Source organism: Streptomyces sp. NPDC059248 (assembly GCF_042753905.1).
GTDB lineage: Bacteria > Actinomycetota > Actinomycetes > Streptomycetales > Streptomycetaceae > Streptomyces.
The window spans coordinates 17,184-34,883 of the sequence record NZ_JBHYZV010000019.1; the positions used below are offsets into that span (position 1 = coordinate 17,184).

The window sequence follows — 17,700 nt, forward strand, 5'->3', positions numbered from 1 at the left end:
CGGGCAGGGCGAAGCACATGCCGACCAGACTTCCCGGCGCACCTAGGTTTTCTTGTCGCGTCGTTGACGCGGCCCCTACCTTACCCAAGCGCGCAATGGGAGGATCCGGCGTCCTCCCACTCTAGGACTTTATGGACTTTCCGCACGTCGGAGGCGGTGGAGCGGGACGTGCGGAGCTGTCTGCGGAGCGCTGTGTGCCGGGCCGTATGCGGAGTTTTGCGGACGAGCTGTCCGGGCGAGTTATCCGTACGAGTTGTGCGTGCGAGTTGTGCGGACGGAGTCATGAGTACGGCGCTGTTGAAGGCGCAACAACCGTATGGGCGGTGGCCCGCACCCCGTGAGAGTGCGGGCCACCGCCCATGACGCGGTGACGACCCCGGCGGTACGACGCCGGGGCCTGCTCAGTCCTCGGAGGCCGCGCTCGGCAGCTTCGTCTGGATCAGATCCATCACCGAGGAGTCGGTGAGCGTCGTGACATCGCCGAGCTGACGGTTCTCGGCGACATCGCGGAGCAGCCGGCGCATGATCTTGCCGGAGCGGGTCTTCGGCAGCTCGGCGACCGGCAGGACCCGCTTGGGCTTGGCGATCGGGCCGAGGGTCGTACCGACGTGGTTGCGCAGTTCGGCGACGAGGTTCTCGTCCTCGGACGCCGAACCCCGCAGGATCACGAAGGCGACGATGGCCTGGCCGGTCGTCTCGTCCGCCGCGCCCACGACCGCCGCCTCGGCGACCTTGGGGTGGGAGACGAGGGCGGACTCGACCTCGGTGGTGGAGATGTTGTGGCCGGAGACGAGCATGACGTCGTCGACCCGGCCGAGCAGCCAGATATCGCCGTCGTCGTCCTTCTTCGCGCCGTCACCCGCGAAGTACTTGCCCTCGAAACGGGACCAGTAGGTGTCGATGAAGCGCTGGTCGTCGCCCCAGATGGTGCGGAGCATCGACGGCCACGGCTCGGTGAGCACCAGATAGCCGCCACCGCCGTTCGGTACCTCGTTCGCCTCGTCGTCGACGACGGTCGCGGAGATACCGGGCAGCGCGCGCTGCGCGGAACCGGGCTTGGTCTCGGTGACCCCCGGCAGCGGGGAGATCATCATCGCGCCGGTCTCGGTCTGCCACCAGGTGTCCACGATGGGCGCCCGGCCGCCGCCGATGTGCTCCCGGTACCAGACCCATGCCTCGGGGTTGATCGGCTCACCGACCGAGCCGAGGACGCGCAGGCTGGACAGGTCGAACTTGGCGGGGATGTCGTCGCCCCACTTCATGAACGTCCGGATCGCGGTCGGCGCGGTGTAGAGGATGGTGACGCCGTACTTCTGGACGATCTCCCAGAAGCGCCCCTGGTGGGGGGTGTCGGGGGTGCCCTCGTAGATCACCTGCGTCGCGCCGTTGGCCAGCGGCCCGTACACGATGTACGAGTGGCCGGTGACCCAGCCGATGTCGGCCGTACACCAGTAGACGTCGGTCTCCGGCTTGAGGTCGAAGACGGCGTGATGGGTGTAGGCCGTCTGGGTGAGATAGCCGCCGGAGGTGTGCAGGATGCCCTTCGGCTTCCCGGTGGTGCCGGAGGTGTAGAGGATGAACAGGGGGTTCTCGGCCTCGAACGCCTCGGGGGTGTGCTCGGCGGACTGGCGGTCCACGATGTCGTGCCACCACACGTCGCGGCCCTCGGTGACGGCGGTGTCCTCGCCGGTCCGCCGGACCACCAGGACGTGCTCGACCTGCGGGCACTTGGTCAGCGCCTCGTCGATGGCGGGCTTGAGCGCGCTCGGCTTGCCGCGACGGTAGCCGCCGTCGGCGGTGATCACGAGCTTCGCGTCGGCGTCCTGGATCCGGGAGGCGACCGCGTCGGCCGAGAAGCCGCCGAAGACCACGGAGTGCGCGGCGCCGATCCGGGCACAGGCCAGCATCGCGACCACGGCCTCGGGGATCATCGGCAGATAGACGGCGACCCGGTCGCCCTTGCCGACGCCCAGTTCGGTCAGGGCGTTGGCCGCCCGGGAGACCTCGTCCTTGAGCTGGGCGTAGGTGACCGTACGGCCGTCGCCGGGCTCGCCCTCGAAGTGGATCGCGACCCGGTCGCCGTGACCGGCCTCGACATGGCGGTCGACGCAGTTGTAGGCGACATTCAGCTTGCCGTCCGCGAACCACTTGGCGAAGGGCGGATTGCTCCAGTCCAGTGTCTCCGTCGGCTCGGTGGCCCAGGTGAGCCTGCGAGCCTGCTCGGCCCAGAAGCCGAGCCGGTCGGCGTCGGCCTGCGCATAGGCCTCGGCCGTGACATTGGCGTCCTTGCTCAGCGCGGCGGGCGGCGCGAACCGCCGCTCCTCACGCAGCAGGTTGGCCAGGCTCTCGTTGCTCACGACATCTCCCTTTCCCAGGGCGTCCTCAATACCTGTGTGTCCCGGGCCATAGCTCATCAGCCACGGGCCCGGGTGACAAGAGCCTTCGGGTAAATGGTTTAGACCTGTTGGGGTGCGGGGCCGGATTTCGCCCGGCTCTGCGGGGGTGTTGTCCATCGCGGCGGGAAAACGCCAGGTGAGGATGGGCGTGTCGGTGTGAATCGGACGAACCCTCCTCCCCGGGCGGCGGGAAGGAGGGGCCGTTACACCTCTGCACGGCCCCGGGACGGCTCCGGTTCAACGCCTTGGCGCTGTTCCGGTGGGGGCGGGAATCGGCGCAGGTGAGAAAGGGCTGGGAGGCCCGCTGTCCTTCCGGGCGAGCCGGGCCGGTGCCCTTCTCGGGCGAGCCGGGCCGGTTCGTCCCGTGCCACCCGTACCGGCGGGCATGGGTTCCCGTCTCCTCCGGGGCGGCGCGGTCGCGGATGGGGGGCGCGGCCGTGAGCCACGGCGTGCGGTGGCGGGATGCGGCAAGGAGGATCCGGAAGGGCCCTCAACTCTCAGTGGATTGATCGTAATGGAGAGTGAAGATCAAGGTCGGGCAATCCTGGCATATGGATCAAGCTTTCACTCGTTCCAGTGATTAATGCGCTTAATGCGGCCCGTCATTGAAGGCCATCCGTCATCGCGGTGCGACTTTGTCGAATCGGTAGAAACCGATAGTAAAAACACAAAGTCATATGAAAGTGGGTGGGCGGATGAAGGCCGCCACACAGAGGGTCGCCGTCGGTGCGGTGGCCACGGCGCTGATCGCGGGGCTGGCGGGCTGCTCCCTCTCCGGCGACCCGTCCGCGAAGGAGGGCGCGCCCGGCGCGAAGAAGGCGCCCGCGCCCAAGGCCGCGCCCCAGCTGATCGGCGACGGTTCGACCGCGTACACCGGAGCCCAGCCGAAGCAGCTCAAGGCCAAGCGGCTGAAGCCCGGTCAGAAGCCGCCCCAGTTCGTGGTCTTCTCCTGGGACGGGGCGGGCGAGGACAGCCAGAAGCTCTTCTCCCACTTCCGGTCCGTCGGCCGGAAATACGGCATGACGATGACGTACTTCCTCAGCGGGGTCTATCTGCTGCCCGAGGAGAAAGCTTCCCTCTATCTGCCGCCGAAGCATGCCGCGGGCCGCTCGGACATCGGCTTCAACGACCTCCAGGGCATCAAGGACACCGTGCGCGAGCTGCGGGGCGCCTGGCAGGAGGGCAACGAGGTCGGTACCCACTTCAACGGTCACTTCTGCGGGCCGGAGGGCGGCGACAGCTGGTCGGTCGAGGACTGGAAGAGCGAGATCAACCAGGCCAAGTCCTTTGTGAAGAACTGGCGTACGAACTCCGGTCTGAAGGACCAGGCATCGCTCCCCTTCGACTACGACAAGGAGCTGGTCGGCGCCCGTACGCCCTGTCTCGAAGGCCGCAAGAACTTTGTGAAGGCGGCCAGTGAGCTGGGCTTCCGCTACGACACCAGCGGGATCAACGACCAGATCTGGCCCGAGAAGGAGCTGGGCGTGTGGGATCTGGGGCTTCAGATGGTCCCGTTCCCGGGCCGCGGCTTCGAGACGCTCTCCATGGACTACAACTTCATGGTCAATCAGTCCGGCACGGTCAAGGGCGACCCCGCGCAGCACGAGTACTGGGGCAACCAGATGCGCGACGGGCTCGTGCAGGCGTTCGACCGGGCCTACAACGGCAACCGGGCGCCGCTGATCATCGGCAACCACTTCGAGTCGTGGAACGGTGGCACGTACATGCGAGCCATCGAGGACACCATCGCGACCGTCTGTGTGAAGAAGGACGTCGAGTGCGTGTCCTTCAAGCAGCTCGCGGACTGGCTGGACGCCCAGGACCCGAAGGTGATCGCCAAGCTGCGGTCGCTTCCGGTCGGTGAGGCGCCCAAGGCGGGGTGGCCCGCCTTCCTTACGGCGCGGAAGGCGGGTCCGGCGGGCAGGCCCGCCGGACCCGGTACCGAGGAGGATTCCGGTGTCGAGCCCGGCACCGAGGCCGGTGCCTCCGGTGCGGGCTCGGGAACCGGGCAGGACGCCGAGTCGGAGTCCGAGTCGGAGTCGAAGTCGGAGTCGGCGTCGGGTGGCCGGGCCGGGGCCGGAACGCGGGAGTCCGAGTCCTCCGGCGCACTCGCGGCAGCGGCCCGGCAGCGGTGATCAGGCCGGCAGCGGCGCGCTGACGTCCGCGGGGTTCTCCCCCAGTACGAAGGCGGGGTCGACCTGGGCCGCCAGGTCGGCGCCCGTCTTCGCGTTGCCCCAGCTCTCCGCGTTCCTCAGATGGAAGTGGACCATCTGGCGGGTGTACCGCTCCCAGTCGCGTCGCTCGTAGGTCTCCGCCACGGCCGTCGACAGCGTCTCCAGCGCGGCACGGTTCTCCGCCTCCAGCTGGTCGAACGGCCGGGGGCGGCCCTTCTCCATCGCCCGGACCCAGTCCGAGTGGCCGATGGTGACCAGCAGGTCGTCGCCCACCTCGGCGCGGAGGAAGTCGAGGTCGTCCTCGCCCTGCACCTTGTTGCCGACGACCTTGAGCGCGACGCCGAAGTCGCGCGCGTACTCCTTGTACTGGCGGTAGACCGATACGCCCTTCCGGGTCGGCTCGGCGACCAGGAAGGTCATATCGAACCGGGTGAACATGCCCGAGGCGAACGAGTCCGAACCCGCGGTCATATCGACCACGACGTACTCGTCACGGCCGTCGACGAGATGGTTGAGGCACAACTCGACCGCGCCGACTTTGGAGTGGTAGCAGGCCACGCCCAGGTCGGATTCGGTGAAGGGGCCGGTCACCATCAGCCGGATCCCGGCGTCGTCGAGCCGCACCGGGCGGGCGCAGGCGTCGTAGACGGGGTTCTCCTCACGGACGCGCAGCAGCCGCGAGCCCTCGCCGGGAGGAGTGGTCTTGATCATGGTGGCGGCGGAGGCGATCCGGGGGTTCGAACCCCGGAGGTAGTCCTTGATCAACGGCAGTCGGGCGCCCATGGCGGGCAGTGCCGCGGCCTCCTCCTCGTCGAGCCCGAGGGCCGTCCCCAGGTGCTGGTTGATATCGGCGTCCACCGCGACGACGGGTGCCCCGCCCGCGGCCAGTTGCCGGATGAAGAGGGAGGACAGCGTGGTCTTGCCGCTGCCGCCCTTCCCTACGAAAGCGATCTTCATGTTCACCTAGGGTAGTGCTGAGGTCGCCCCCTGTTGTCAAGCCAGGTGAAGAAGACCACTCCAAGGAGGGACGTACGCCGGGGGCGCGTAGCCTCCCCTCTATGAGGACGAACGCCACGCCCGCCCCCTCGACCGATCCGCTCGCGGCCCTCGGCGCACTGCCGGGCGTTCCGGAGGCCGTGGCCTCCATGCGCAAGGCGGTCGACCGGGGGTACGGACACCGGATCATGCGGCGGCGCAGTGCCGAGGTGACGTCGGAGGCCGCGCTGCGCGGGGCCCGGGGCTCGGCGGCGCTCTCCGGCGCCGACTGGGCGCTTGAGGAGGTCCGCAGGCGGACGGACTTCGGCGCGGACCCCGAGGCCAGGACGGTCGGCGCGGCGCTGCGGCTGACTGCGGAGGCGGGCCAACTGCTGTCGGTCTGGCGGCAGTCGCCGCTGCGGGTGCTGGCCCGGCTGCACCTGGTCGCGGCCGGTGGTGTGACGGACGACGGCACCGTGGGCAGGCCGCGACTGGCGGGGGAGCGGGCGGACGAGCCGCTGGTGACGGCGGTGCTGCCGGACGCCGCCGAGGTGAACGGCCGTCTGGAAGGGCTGGCCGGGCTGATCGTGGCGGGTGGATCCGCCCCGGCGCTGGTGAACGCGGCCGTGGTGCACGGCGAGCTGCTGGCGCTGCGTCCCTTCGGTTCGCACAACGGTCTGGTGGCCCGGACGGCGGAGCGGATCGTCCTGATCGGCAGCGGTCTCGACCCGAAGGCGATCTGCCCGGCGGAGGTCGGACACGCCGAGCTGGGCCGCGAGGCCTACGCGCGGGCGCTGGAGGGCTATCTGTCCGGGACCCCGGAGGGGATGGCCGCCTGGATCGTCCACTGCGGACGGGCGGTGGAGCTGGGAGTGCGCGAGTCCACGGCGGTCTGCGAGGCGCTCCAGCGCGGAGCGGCCTGACGGCGAGAGGGCCGGGCGGCCTTAGGGTCGGCCGGACGACTGTAGGGCTCGCGGGGCCCGCAGGAATCGCGGGGCCGGAAAAGGGTTGCGGCGGTACCGGTTCCGGTACCGCCGCTGGCATGTCCGCCGGGTTACCAAGCGTCCTCGATGATGCGCCCATCAGGCCGGGAACTTCTGCCCTCACCTGGTGCGGCTGGCCCGTATTCGACGGGTCGACGTCGCGTGGGTGCCCGGTTTTCATACGCGGTCCGTGGGGCCTTTTCTGCGTTCTCTTAGGTGATCCTTTCGGATGTCCTTGGTCTCGCGGGCCGTTGAATCCTTTGTACTCCAGGGTGATGGGAAGCGGAACCCCTGGCTGCACTTCTTTACTTTTACCTTCAAATAGGGAGAAAGCGGTCGGTGCTGCTGGTGTCGCCGATGCCACCGGTACTGCCGATGCCACCGGTACTGCCGGTGGTCTGGGCGATGACACGGGCGGCGGCCGTAAGGGTGCCGGCGGACAGGGCCGTGCGAGTGGCGCTCCGGCGGCGGCTGGCGTACCAGACGAGCCCGGCGGTCGCCGCGGCCGCGCCCACGGCCGCCGCCGCCACCAGCGCGGGGCGCGGTGGCATCGACAGGGCGGGCAGTCGCTGCTTCAGCCGGACCGGCCGGTTGAAGACCAGAACCGGCCAGTCCCGGGCGGTGGCCTCGCGGCGGAGCGACCGGCCGGGATTGACCGCGTACGGATGGCCGACGGACTCCAGCATCGGAAGGTCGGTGACGGAATCGCTGTAGGCGTAACACCGGGAGAGGTCGTATCCCTCGGACTCCGCCAGTTCCCGGATGGCTTCCGCCTTTGTCGGGCCGTAGGCGTAGTACTCGACTTCGCCGGTGAAGCAGCCGTCGTCGCCGACCGCCATCCGGGTGGCGACCACCCGGTCGGCGCCGAGCAGCTCTCCGATGGGCTCGACGACCTCGGCGCCGGAGGTCGAGACGATGACCACGTCGCGGCCCGCGTTGTGGTGCTCTTCGATGAGGGAGGCGGCTTCGTCGTAGATGATCGGGTCGATCAGCTCATGAAGGGTCTCGGCGACGAGCTCCTTCACCTGCTGGACGTTCCAGCCCTTGCAGAGGGCGGAGAGATACTCGCGCATCCGCTCCATCTGGTCGTGGTCGGCGCCGCCCGCGAGAAAGACGAACTGGGCATACGCGGTCCGCAGTACGGCCCGGCGGTTGATCAGACCGCCGTGGTAGAAGGACTTGCTGAAGGTCAGCGTCGAAGACTTCGCAATGACCGTCTTGTCCAGGTCAAAGAACGCGGCTGTGCGGGGCAAGGAGTGGTTTTCCACGCCCCGAGCATAGGTGGCCTCCATTCGGCGTACGCCCCGGCGTGTGGGTTTGCCTGAGAAGGCTCTCGGGTACACCATGGAAGTCACGGATCGTTCGCGACCGTGCTAACCCGGTCCGGCTCCTCCCCCCCCCCGAGTCGGCCGGAGAGGCGACCCCCGCTCTCCCCCCCGGCGGGGGTCGTCGCATGTCCGGACGGGTTTTCTCGCTACGGCAAGATCCATCGCGCCGATCCTCCCCTCTCGCCCGCCTCGGCGGTGCGCGTCTCCGACCACTCTGCATCGTCACTGTGCGTGATGGAAGAGGTGCGGAGGGGGAGTCACCGGTATGGGCGACCGAGTTATTCACAAGTGGTGAGTTGTCCACAGTTTTTGAGCAAGATCCACACGTTTTTCCGGTGTGCCGGACCGTGATTCCACCCGCGTAGTTCGCGGGTTCAGGAATCGCCGATCCCGTATCGCTGCGGGGTCGCGGCAATCAAGGGGTGAAGAGCGTGGCCGGATCTCATACACCGCATCGGCGGCCGGGCGCCGAAGGGCGCGGGGCGGGCCCTCTGATCGTCACCGAGGACGTGGAACTGCTCGACGATCTGCTGCGGCTGTGCGCCGCGGCCGGGGCCGAGCCGGAAGTCCACCACCGGGTGCCCGAGCGCGGAGGGGGCTGGGAGGACGCCCCGCTGGTGCTAGTCGGGGACGACGCGGCGGCGCGCTGCCGGGGCGCCACGCGCCGCGGCGGGGTGCTGCTCGTGCTCAGGGGCCGCGGGGACCACGCCGAATTCGTCGGTTCCGAGGTCTGGCGGCACGCGGTGGAGATCGGCGCCGACTCCGTCCTGCGGCTGCCGGAGGCGGAGGGCTGGCTGGTCGGACGGATCGCCGATGTCGTGGAGGGTGTCGGGCGGCAGGCGCTGACGGTCGGCGTCGTCGGCGGCCGGGGCGGCGCCGGGGCCTCCACCCTCGCCTGCGCGCTGGCGGTCCGCGCGGCACGGACCGGGGTGCGCGCCGTGCTGGTCGACGGCGATCCGCTCGGCGGCGGGATCGACATCCTCCTCGGCGGCGAGCGGGCCGAGGGCCTGCGATGGCCGGATTTCGTCGGCTCCAAGGGCCGGGTCGCGGGCGGCGCGCTGGAGGAGTCCCTGCCCGAACTGCACCGGCTGCGGGTCCTCAGCTGGGACCGGGGCGAGTCCGTCGCCGTACCGCCGGAGGCGATGAGGACGGTGCTCGCCGCGGCCCGGCGGCGCGGCGGTGCCGTCGTCGTCGATCTCCCGCGCCGTTTCGACGAGGGCACGGCCGAGGCACTCGCCCAGCTGGACATCGGCCTGCTGGTCGTCCCCGGTGAGCTGAGGGCCGTCGCCGCCGCCGGACGGGTGGCGGCGGCCGTCGGCCCGGCCCTGAAGGACCTGCGGATCGTCACCCGCGGGCCGTACGCCACCGGACTCGACGAGGAGTGGATCACCGCCGCGCTCGGGCTGCCCCTCGCCGGTGAGCTGCCGTGGCGGCCCGACCCGTACCCGGACCGGGACGCGTCCGTGCCACCCGGCGCCGCGGACGGGCCCCTGGCCCGGTTCTGTACGGCCTTCTGGGACCGGGCCTTCGCCGGGGACGTGGTCGTATGAGCCCGGGACTGCTGGACGCGGTGCGGCAGCGCCTCGCCGAGAGCGGAGCCGAACCCACCCCGGCGCGGGTGGCCGCCGCCCTGCGGGCCCAGGGCGCCCTGCTCGGCGACGCGGAGATCCTCGGCGGGACGGAGTCCCTGCGGTGCGAGCTGGTGGGCACCGGGCCGCTGGAGCCGCTGCTGGCCGACCCGGCCGTGACCGATGTACTGGTGTCGGCGCCCGACCGGGTCTGGATCGACCGGGGCCGCGGACTGGAACGGACGGGCGTCACCTTCTCGGACGCGGCATCCGTCCGGCGGCTGGCCCAGCGCCTCGCCGCCGTCGCGGGCCGCCGGCTGGACGACGCCCGGCCCTGGGTGGACGCCCGGCTGCCCGACGGGACGCGGATGCACGCCGTGATCCCGCCGGTCGCCGTCGGCTCGACCTGTCTGTCGCTGCGGGTGGCGCGGCCCCGGGCCTTCTCGGTGGCCGAGCTGACGGCCGCGGGCACGGTGCCGCCCGGCGGCGACCGGATCCTGGCGGCGCTGATCACGGCCCGGCTCTCGTTCCTGATCAGCGGCGGGACGGGTACGGGCAAGACCACCTTGCTGTCGACCCTGCTCGGGCTGGTCGGGGAGCGCGAACGCATCGTCCTCGCCGAGGACTCGTCGGAGCTGCGGCCCGACCACCCCCATGTGGTGCGCCTCGAATCCCGCCCCGCCAACCAGGAGGGCGCCGGTCGCGTCACCCTGCGGGACCTGGTCCGGCAGGCGCTGCGGATGCGGCCCGACCGGCTCGTCGTGGGGGAGGTACGTGGCGCCGAGGTCACCGAATTGCTCGCCGCCCTGAACACCGGTCACGAAGGGGGCTGCGGAACGGTCCACGCGAACGCCGCGGCCGATGTGCCCGCGCGTCTCGAAGCGCTCGGTACTGCGGCGGGGCTCGACCGGGCCGCTCTCCACAGCCAGTTGGCGGCCGCCTTGGATGTGGTGATCCATCTGGAACGCGGCCCCGCCGGGCACCGGCGGATCGCCGAGATCCACGTCCTGGCGCGCGACGAGGCCGGTCTGGTGACCACGGTTCCGGCCCTGCGCCGGGGCGAGGACGCCTTCGCCCGAGGACGGGGCTGGCCGCGGCTGCGGGCGCTGGTCGGGGGTGCGCTGTGAGCCTGTTCGAACCGGTGCACGCGGCGGTGCTGTGCGCGGTGGCCGCGATGCTGCTGCCGGCCGGCGGGCGGGCCCGCGGGGCACGGCGGGCCCGGCTGATGCTCGCGGGCGGCGGCGCGCTGCCGGGGCCGCCCGCGCCGTGGGATTGGCGGCCGTGGCTCTCCCGGGCGCGCGGGCGTCCCGAGTGGCTGTGCCTGCCGGTGGGGCTCGCGCTCGCCGCCCTGGGGGATTCGGCGCTGCCGCTGATCGCGGGGGCGCTGGCGGTCCCCCTGGTCCGGCGGGGCGTGCGGGCCCGGGCGCGGCGTCGGGCGAAGGCCCGGCGGGCGGAGGAGGTCATCGCCCTGTGCGGCTCCGTCGCGGCCGAGCTGAGGGCGGGGCTCCAGCCCGGTCCCGCGCTGCTCGCCGCCGGGGCCGGGCGGGCGCTGGGAGCCGCGGAACCCGCGGTGGTCGCCGCGGCCAGGTTCGGCGGGGACATGCCCCGCGCCCTGCGGGAGGCGGCCGGGGAGCCCGGGGCCCAGGGGCTGTCGGGGATGGCGGCCTGCTGGAGCGTGGCCGTCGGCAGCGGCGCGGGCCTCGCGGCCGGTCTCGACCGGCTGGAGGCCGCTCTGCGGGCCGAACACGATCAGCGCGAGGACCTGGACGCCCAACTGGCGGGCGCGCGCTCCACGGTCGCCCTGCTGGCCTTGCTGCCCGTCGTGGTCCTCGTCCTGGGGACCGCCTTGGGCGCCGAGCCGCTGCGAGTGCTGCTGCACACCCCCGCGGGACTGTTGTGCCTGCTGGTCGGCGGGGCGCTGGAAGCGGCCGGGCTGTGGTGGGCCGCGCGGATCGTGCGCCGGGGGCGGTCCCGGTGAGCGCGGCGGCGTCCCCGGCGCCACTGGTCGCCCTGCTGCTGGTCGCGGCAGGGGCCGTCGCCCCGGTCGTGCTCGCCGCCCGCCGGGAACGCCGGGGGCGGTTGCGCGCCGAGCGTCTGCTCGGCCGGGAGCGGCCCCGCACCGGCAGGCGGCTCGCGGGCCGGATCCCGCCCGGCTGCCGGGGCCCGGCACTCGGCGCCCTCGGCGCGATTGCCGGGGGATACGTCCTCGTCGGAGGGGTGGCAGGACTGCTTGCCGGAGCGGTCGCCGCCGGTGCCCTCTATTTGTGGCGGCGCCACCGGGGGCCCGGCGGTCGGGACCTCGCGGCGGTACGGCAGCTACCGCTGGCGGCGGATCTCCTCGCGGCCTGTGTCGCCGCTGGGGCCGGGCCGCGGGAGGCGGCGGAGGCCGTCGGGGAGTCCCTGGGCGGCCCGGTCGGCGGGCAACTGACCCGTACCGCGGCCGAACTGCGGCTCGGCGGCGAACCGGCCGGGGCATGGGGCGGGCTCGCCCGGATACCGGGAGCCCGGGAGCTGGCCCGCTGTCTGGAGCGGGCCGACGCCACCGGGGCGCCGGCGGCGGAGCCCGTCGCCCGGCAGGCCCACCGGCTGCGCGCCGCACGGGGCCGGGCGGCCGCGGCCCGCGCCCGCCGGGCCCAGGTCCTGGTGACGGCGCCCGTGGGCCTGTGCTTTCTGCCCGCGTTCCTCGCGATCGGGGTGGCGCCGATCGTCATCGGCCTCGCCGCCGGCCTCCTCGACCGCCCGTGATCCATGAACACCCTAGAATCCCAGGAGTTTTCCGATGGCCTGCGCAGCACTTCTCACCCGCGCCCTGTCCCGTCTCCCGTTCCGTCCCCGGTTCCGCGTTCCGGCCCGTCCTGCGGTTCTTCTCCCGACCCGTCCGGCCGCCCCGGCCCGTCCGGCCTTCTTTCAGCTCAGGGTTCCGCGGTTCGCGGCCGTGAGCGGGGACCGGGGGATGACCACGGCGGAGTACGCCGTGGGGACCGTCGCGGCCTGCGCGCTCGCGGCGGTGCTCCACCGGATCGTCACCGGCGGCAGCGTCACCCGCGGTCTGGAGTCACTGATCGCCGAGGCACTCCGTGCGCCGTTCTGAACCGGCCCCCGGCGGGCGCGACCGGGGCGCCGTGACGGCGGAGACGGCGGTCGTGATCCCGGCGCTGGTCGCCCTGGTGGCGGCCCTGCTGTGGGCCCTGATGACCGCGGTGGCCCAGATCCGGTGCGTGGACGCGGCGTACGCGGGCGCGCGGGCCGCCGCCCGCTCCGAATCCCGGGCGGAGGTCCTCGCCACGGCCCGGCGGTCGGCCCCCGAAGGCGCGCGGATCCGGGTGTACCGCTCGGGCGACTTCTGGCGCGTCCGCGTGGAGTCGCCGTCGCCGGGCCCCGGGAGGCTGACTTTCACCGTGCGCGCGGAGGCGGTGGCCCGGTCCGAGGACCCGGGGCTCGGCGGGCCGGGGGAGGTGGCCGGGCCGTGAGACGGCGGATACGACGGATATGGCGCGACGACGGCTCGGCGACGGTCTGGGCGGCGCTCACGGCGACCACGCTCTGTGCCCTGTTCGCCGTGGTGCTGACCCTGGGGCAGGTGGTGATCGCCCGTCATCGGGCCGCCGCCGCGGCCGATCTCGCGGCGCTCGCCGCGGCGGACCACGCCCTCCTGGGGGAGGCGGTGGCGTGCGACCGGGCCGCGGAGACCGCCCGGGCCCAGGGCGCGAGGCTGCTGCGGTGCGCGCTGCGGGGCGAGATCGCCGACGTCCGCACCTCGGCCCGCGCGGGCCCCCTCACCGCGACGGCCCTCGCCCGCGCGGGCCCGGCGACACCGTGACCGGGGCCGGGCAGGGGGCAGCCGAGGTCGGCAGGGGACAGTCGGGGACGGCCGGGGTCAGTCGGGGGCGGAGGAGAGGAGTTGGGTCAGGAGGCGGATAGCGGCGCGTTTGTCGAGGGGGTCGTTGCCGTTGCCGCACTTGGGGGACTGGATGCAGGACGGGCAGCCGGAATCGCACTCGCAGGACGCGATCGCCTCGCGGGTCGCCGTCAGCCAGGCGCGGGCCGTGTGGAAGGCGCGTTCCGCGAAGCCGGCCCCGCCGGGGTGGCCGTCGTAGACGAAGACCGTCGGAAGGAGGGTGTCGGGGTGGAGTGGTACGGAGACCCCGCCGATGTCCCAGCGGTCGCAGGTGGCGAAGAGCGGCAGCATGCCGATGGAGGCGTGCTCCGCCGCGTGGAGGGCGCCGCCGAGCTGCTCCGGGATGATCCGGGCGGCGTCCAGCTGGTCGTCGGTGACGGTCCACCAGACCGCCCGGGTCCGCAGGGTGCGCGGCGGCAGGTCGAGTTTGGTCTCGCCGAGCACCTCGCCCGTGATCAGTTTGCGGCGCAGGAAGGAGACGACCTGGTTGGTGACCTCGACGGAGCCGAAGCACAGCCGGCCGTCGCCCCAGGGGACCTCGGTCTCGGTGGACAGGACGGAGACGGAGGTGGTGTCGCGCGCGGTGGTGGAGTACGGCGGTAGGGCTTCCTCGACGAGGGCGACCGAGTCCTCCAGGTCGAGCCGCCGGACGAGATACGTACGGCCCTGGTGGAGGTGGACGGCGCCCTCGTGGACGGAGGTGTGCGCGGCGGACTCGTCGACGGTGCCCAGGAGACGGCCCGTGCCCTCCTCGACGATCTGCACCGGGCTGCCGCCCCCGCCCCGGATGTCGGTCAGGTCGGCGGCCCGCTCGCGCCGGGTCCAGTGCCAGCCCGACGCCCGGCGGCGCAGCAGCTTCGCCGCCTCGAGACGGGGCATCAGACCGGCCGCCGCCGGGCCGAAGAGCGGGAGATCGGCCTCGGTGAGGGGAAGCTCGGCGGCGGCGGCGCACAGATGGGGCGTGAGGACGTACGGATTGTCGGGGTCGAGGACGGTGGACTCCACGGGCTGCTCGAACAGTGCCTCGGGGTGGTGGACGAGGAAGGTGTCCAGCGGGTCGTCGCGGGCGATCAGGACCGCCAGCGCGCCCTGTCCGCCGCGCCCGGCCCGGCCCGCCTGCTGCCACAGGGACGCCCGGGTGCCGGGATACCCGGCGATGAGGACCGCGTCGAGTCCGGAGACGTCGACACCGAGTTCCAGGGCGGTGGTGGCGGCGAGGCCGAGGAGTTCGCCGGAGTGCAGGGCGCGTTCGAGCGCCCGGCGCTCCTCGGGGAGATAGCCGCCCCGGTAGGCGGCGACGCGCCGGGGCAGCGCGGGGTCGACCTCGGCCAGCCGCTCCTTGGCGATCACCGAGATCAGCTCGGCGCCCCGCCGGGAGCGGACGAAGGCGACCGTGCGGACGCCCTGCACGGTCAGATCGGTGAGCAGGTCCGCGGTCTCCGCCGTCGCGGTACGCCGTACGGGCGCGCCCTTCTCGCCGTGCAGTTCGGTCAGCGGCGGCTCCCAGAGGGCGAAGACCAGCTCGCCGCGGGGAGATCCGTCGTCGGCGACCTCGCGGACGGGCAGCCCGGTGAGCCGTCCGGCCGCGACCGCCGGGTCCGCGGCGGTCGCCGAGGCGAGGAGGAAGACCGGATCGGCGCCGTACCGGGCGCATATCCGCCGCAGCCGCCGCAGTACCTGGGCGACATGCGACCCGAAGACGCCCCGGTAGGTGTGGCACTCGTCGATCACGACATAGCGCAGGGCGCGCAGGAAGGAGGCCCAGCGGGGGTGGGACGGCAGCACGCTCCGGTGCAGCATGTCGGGGTTGGTGAGGACGTAGGTGGCGTACTGGCGCACCCACTCGCGTTCCTCGACGGGGGTGTCGCCGTCGTACACGGCGGGCCTCACCCGGTTGCCCAGCGGAGAGGTGATCTCTTTCACGGCCCGGCACTGGTCGGCGGCGAGCGCCTTCGTCGGCGCCAGGTAGAGCGCCGTCGCGCCCCGCCCGTTGGGGGCCTCGGAGCCGTCGAGGAGCGTACTGAGTACGGGGGCGAGATAGGCCAGCGACTTGCCGGACGCGGTACCGGTCGCGATCACCACCGACTCGCCGTCCAGCGCGTACTCGGCCGCCTCGGCCTGGTGGGTCCACGGATGTTCGATCCCGGCCCGCCGGATCGCGTCGATCACTTCCGGCCGGATGCGATCGGGCCAGACGGCATGGCGGCCGGGTCGCGGGGGCAAGTGCTCCGTATGAGTGATGCGTGCGACCCGGTTCGCCCCCGACGCGAGCCGGTCGAGGACCGCTCGGGGGGAGGGGCGGGTGTCCCCGCTCTCGGGTGGTCGTCTGGGACGGAGATTCTTGGCCATCGGCACCGAGTGTGTCACCGGCGTGACGGACAATGGTCCCAAGGCGTCGTGCATGGTTGCAGGTAAGTGATTGAATGCCATCGCGGCTGGCGACCGTCCCCCGGCTCCGCCGGGGAGACCTGAAATGGGGGCGGACGCTCGATAGCAAGGTGCTGGAGGATCAGTGGACCTGTCCCTGTCGACTCGCGTTGTGCCCGGTCCTAACGGCGACCGTACGGTCGTCGAGGTCGGTGGCGAGATTGATGTTTATACCGCGCCCAAGCTGCGCGAGCAGTTGGTCGAGTTGGTGAACGACGGCAGTTACCACCTGGTCGTCGACATGGAGGGCGTGGACTTCCTCGACTCCACCGGGCTGGGGGTGCTGGTGGGTGGCCTGAAGCGTGTGCGCGCACACGAGGGTTCGCTGCGCCTGGTCTGCAACCAGGAGCGCATTCTCAAGATCTTCCGGATCACCGGGCTCACCAAGGTGTTCCCCATCCACACCACGGTCGACGAGGCCGTCGCCGCTCCGGACTAGGCCGCTCCGTTCGGCCCCCGCCGTTGCGACGGTCCGGGTTCGGACCGTCCGGGAGCCCCGTGCCGCTTCGCGGCGCCGCGGGGCGCTCCGGGGCGCCCGATTGCGGGTTCGCCGCGGGGCGGGGCCCGGGTTCCGTCGTTCCGTGTCCCGGTGTGCCGGGCCGGGGCGGCTCCGGGGCGGCGCGGCGTCGTGTCCGCCGCCGGAGGTGGCGTCCTGCCACCGGGGGGCCGGAAGAGGACCGGAAAGAGAATCAGCAGAAGCAGCAGGGCCAGGAGGAACCGGGCCGTCGGCCCGGTGCCCCCGAACGCACGCCCGTACGTCCGAGGGGGAGCGCATGACCACCGTCGAACTTCGATTCAGTGCCCAGCCCGAGCATGTCAGGACCGCCCGGTTGGTGGCCGCTGCCGTGGCGCGCCGGGCGGGGGTCGACGAGGCGGTGCTCGACGAGGTCAGACTCGCCGTCGGTGAGGCGTGCAGCCGGGCCGTCGGGCGGCACCGCTCCCATGGCATCGACTCGCCCGTCAAGGTCGTTCTGACCGAGGAGGACAAGACGTTCTCCATCGAGGTCGGGGACGAGGTGCCCGCGCCGGGCGGCGACGGCGCCTCCGGTACGGCCCCGGACCGGTCCGCGGCCGCGGGTGACGAGCCCGTGGACGGCGACGACGACATGGGCCTCGCCGTGATCAGCGGGCTGGTGGACGACATGGAGGTGTCCACCACCGAGACGGGCGGGGTGATCCGGATGAGCTGGCCGACGACCCCCGTGCCGGTCATTCCGTAACCCAGGAGTCCCGCAGCCCGGGAATCCCGTCGGCCGGGAATCCCGTCTTCCAGGAGCAGCCGTGCCGGGCGTTCGTCCGGCGGCTGCGGTCTGACGGCCGCGGTCCGGCGGCTGCGGCCGCAGCTCGGGGCCGCTGTTCGGGCAGTTGCCGTTCCGCGGTCACCGTTCGGTGGTTGCCGGGCCGTGACGGCGCCCTGAGCGCCCCCGCGCCGTTCGCCGGGACGGCGCCCGCGTGGCGTGCGGCCGGGGCCGTAGAACGGGCGCTTGAGCCTGCTCCGCCCGGAGGCTCCCGCGCCGAACGGGCCTGGCCCCGTACAGCTGTCCCGTACGTCTGCTTCCATACGTCCCGCCCCATACGCCCCATCTGTACGTACCGCTCCGTTCCGAGCAACATTCCCGCCGGAACCGGGAGGCTCGACGGTTACGTTTCCCGGGGCCGCCGCGGGCCCGCGGCGGGGGAGCCGGTGCCGGGGTGCCGCGCCCGATCGCCGGTTCTGGGCGCGCCGGGCCCGATCGGCCGCCGGGTGGTGCCCGAGCGGGCGGGCCGCTCCGCCCGACCCTGTTGAGCAGGGCCTCTTTCCCTTTTCCGGGCGGTCTTCGACAGCCTGTGGGCCACCGGTCGATCATCATTCGAACACCCGGCGATCATTTCCCGGACCATTTTTCCGGTCCCGCGCCCGCCCCGGTGATCAAGCCTCAATGGCTTCGCCCCATTACTTCTTTCGGGTGTA

Annotated in this window: 14 protein-coding genes and 1 pseudogene; 11 read left to right on the forward strand and 4 right to left on the reverse strand. The window is 72.3% G+C overall.

What is annotated here, in order from left to right; genetic code table 11:
- Window positions 1-401: 401 nt before the first annotated feature.
- Window positions 402-2,357 (reverse strand): acetate--CoA ligase, encoded by a 1,956-nt coding sequence (gene acs / locus ACFXG1_RS10655; RefSeq protein ID WP_384720013.1) that lies wholly within the window; start codon window positions 2,355-2,357, stop codon window positions 402-404.
- A gap of 734 nt (window positions 2,358-3,091) precedes the next feature.
- On the opposite strand from acs, the gene ACFXG1_RS10660 reads away from it, so the two are divergent.
- Entirely contained in the window at window positions 3,092-4,531 is a 1,440-nt protein-coding gene (locus ACFXG1_RS10660) for a hypothetical protein (RefSeq protein ID WP_384742062.1), read from the forward strand.
- Here the strand turns inward: ACFXG1_RS10660 and ACFXG1_RS10665 are convergent, their stop codons facing one another.
- Window positions 4,532-5,527, reverse strand: a complete 996-nt coding sequence (locus ACFXG1_RS10665) for an ATP-binding protein (RefSeq protein WP_384742064.1) — start codon at window positions 5,525-5,527, stop codon at window positions 4,532-4,534.
- 101 nt (window positions 5,528-5,628) lie between these two features.
- On the opposite strand from ACFXG1_RS10665, the gene ACFXG1_RS10670 reads away from it, so the two are divergent.
- Window positions 5,629-6,468 carry an oxidoreductase gene (locus ACFXG1_RS10670; protein WP_384710408.1) on the forward strand — a complete coding sequence of 280 codons (840 nt, stop codon included), beginning with the start codon at window positions 5,629-5,631 and terminating at the stop codon, window positions 6,466-6,468.
- Window positions 6,469-6,845: 377 nt separating this feature from the next.
- Here the strand turns inward: ACFXG1_RS10670 and ACFXG1_RS10675 are convergent, their stop codons facing one another.
- A complete protein-coding gene (locus ACFXG1_RS10675; RefSeq protein ID WP_384742066.1) occupies window positions 6,846-7,820 on the reverse strand; it encodes an HAD family hydrolase in 975 nt (324 codons plus the stop codon).
- Between the two features lie 467 nt (window positions 7,821-8,287).
- On the opposite strand from ACFXG1_RS10675, the gene ssd reads away from it, so the two are divergent.
- From ssd to ACFXG1_RS10710, 7 genes and pseudogenes are all read left to right on the forward strand, one after another.
- On the forward strand, window positions 8,288-9,406 hold the full coding sequence (gene ssd / locus ACFXG1_RS10680; protein WP_384710401.1) for a septum site-determining protein Ssd: 1,119 nt from the start codon (window positions 8,288-8,290) through the stop codon (window positions 9,404-9,406).
- A pseudogene (locus tag ACFXG1_RS10685) lies at window positions 9,403-10,551 on the forward strand (TadA family conjugal transfer-associated ATPase); the annotation flags it as partial. The gene ssd and the pseudogene ACFXG1_RS10685, both read left to right, overlap by 4 nt.
- A 47-nt stretch (window positions 10,552-10,598) precedes the next feature.
- On the forward strand, window positions 10,599-11,402 hold the full coding sequence (locus ACFXG1_RS10690; RefSeq protein ID WP_384742110.1) for a type II secretion system F family protein: 804 nt from the start codon (window positions 10,599-10,601) through the stop codon (window positions 11,400-11,402).
- A complete protein-coding gene (locus ACFXG1_RS10695) occupies window positions 11,399-12,169 on the forward strand; it encodes a type II secretion system F family protein (RefSeq protein ID WP_384710391.1) in 771 nt (256 codons plus the stop codon). Before ACFXG1_RS10690 ends, ACFXG1_RS10695 begins: the two co-directional genes overlap by 4 nt.
- 190 nt (window positions 12,170-12,359) lie before the next feature.
- Window positions 12,360-12,515: a DUF4244 domain-containing protein gene (locus tag ACFXG1_RS10700; protein ID WP_384710388.1), complete on the forward strand. Its 156-nt coding sequence runs from the start codon at window positions 12,360-12,362 to the stop codon at window positions 12,513-12,515.
- Entirely contained in the window at window positions 12,502-12,894 is a 393-nt protein-coding gene (locus tag ACFXG1_RS10705; protein WP_384742069.1) for a TadE family type IV pilus minor pilin, read from the forward strand. Before ACFXG1_RS10700 ends, ACFXG1_RS10705 begins: the two co-directional genes overlap by 14 nt.
- On the forward strand, window positions 12,891-13,244 hold the full coding sequence (locus ACFXG1_RS10710; protein WP_384710382.1) for an Rv3654c family TadE-like protein: 354 nt from the start codon (window positions 12,891-12,893) through the stop codon (window positions 13,242-13,244). Before ACFXG1_RS10705 ends, ACFXG1_RS10710 begins: the two co-directional genes overlap by 4 nt.
- A 57-nt stretch (window positions 13,245-13,301) precedes the next feature.
- Here ACFXG1_RS10710 and ACFXG1_RS10715 read toward each other — a convergent pair whose 3' ends face one another.
- Window positions 13,302-15,752, reverse strand: coding sequence for a DEAD/DEAH box helicase (locus ACFXG1_RS10715; protein ID WP_384710379.1), 2,451 nt, complete (start codon window positions 15,750-15,752; stop codon window positions 13,302-13,304).
- Window positions 15,753-15,834: 82 nt separating this feature from the next.
- Here ACFXG1_RS10715 and ACFXG1_RS10720 point away from each other — a divergent pair, with 82 nt between their 5' ends.
- Entirely contained in the window at window positions 15,835-16,188 is a 354-nt protein-coding gene (locus ACFXG1_RS10720) for an STAS domain-containing protein (protein ID WP_006347640.1), read from the forward strand.
- Between the two features lie 334 nt (window positions 16,189-16,522).
- A complete protein-coding gene (locus tag ACFXG1_RS10725) occupies window positions 16,523-16,969 on the forward strand; it encodes an ATP-binding protein (RefSeq protein ID WP_384710374.1) in 447 nt (148 codons plus the stop codon).
- The last annotated feature ends 731 nt before the right edge of the window (window positions 16,970-17,700 follow it).

Excerpts from the sequence above, each read along its gene's own strand:
- ACFXG1_RS10725 (WP_384710374.1), top strand. The coding sequence starts at position 16,523 with ATGACCACCGTCGAACTTCGATTCAGTGCCCAGCCCGAGCATGTCAGG.
- ACFXG1_RS10690 (WP_384742110.1), top strand. The coding sequence starts at position 10,599 with ATGCTGCTGCCGGCCGGCGGGCGGGCCCGCGGGGCACGGCGGGCCCGG.
- ACFXG1_RS10675 (WP_384742066.1), bottom strand. The coding sequence starts at position 7,820 with ATGGAGGCCACCTATGCTCGGGGCGTGGAAAACCACTCCTTGCCCCGC.
- ACFXG1_RS10660 (WP_384742062.1), top strand. The coding sequence starts at position 3,092 with ATGAAGGCCGCCACACAGAGGGTCGCCGTCGGTGCGGTGGCCACGGCG.
- ACFXG1_RS10715 (WP_384710379.1), bottom strand. The coding sequence starts at position 15,752 with ATGGCATTCAATCACTTACCTGCAACCATGCACGACGCCTTGGGACCA.
- ACFXG1_RS10665 (WP_384742064.1), bottom strand. The coding sequence starts at position 5,527 with ATGAAGATCGCTTTCGTAGGGAAGGGCGGCAGCGGCAAGACCACGCTG.
- ACFXG1_RS10670 (WP_384710408.1), top strand. The coding sequence starts at position 5,629 with ATGAGGACGAACGCCACGCCCGCCCCCTCGACCGATCCGCTCGCGGCC.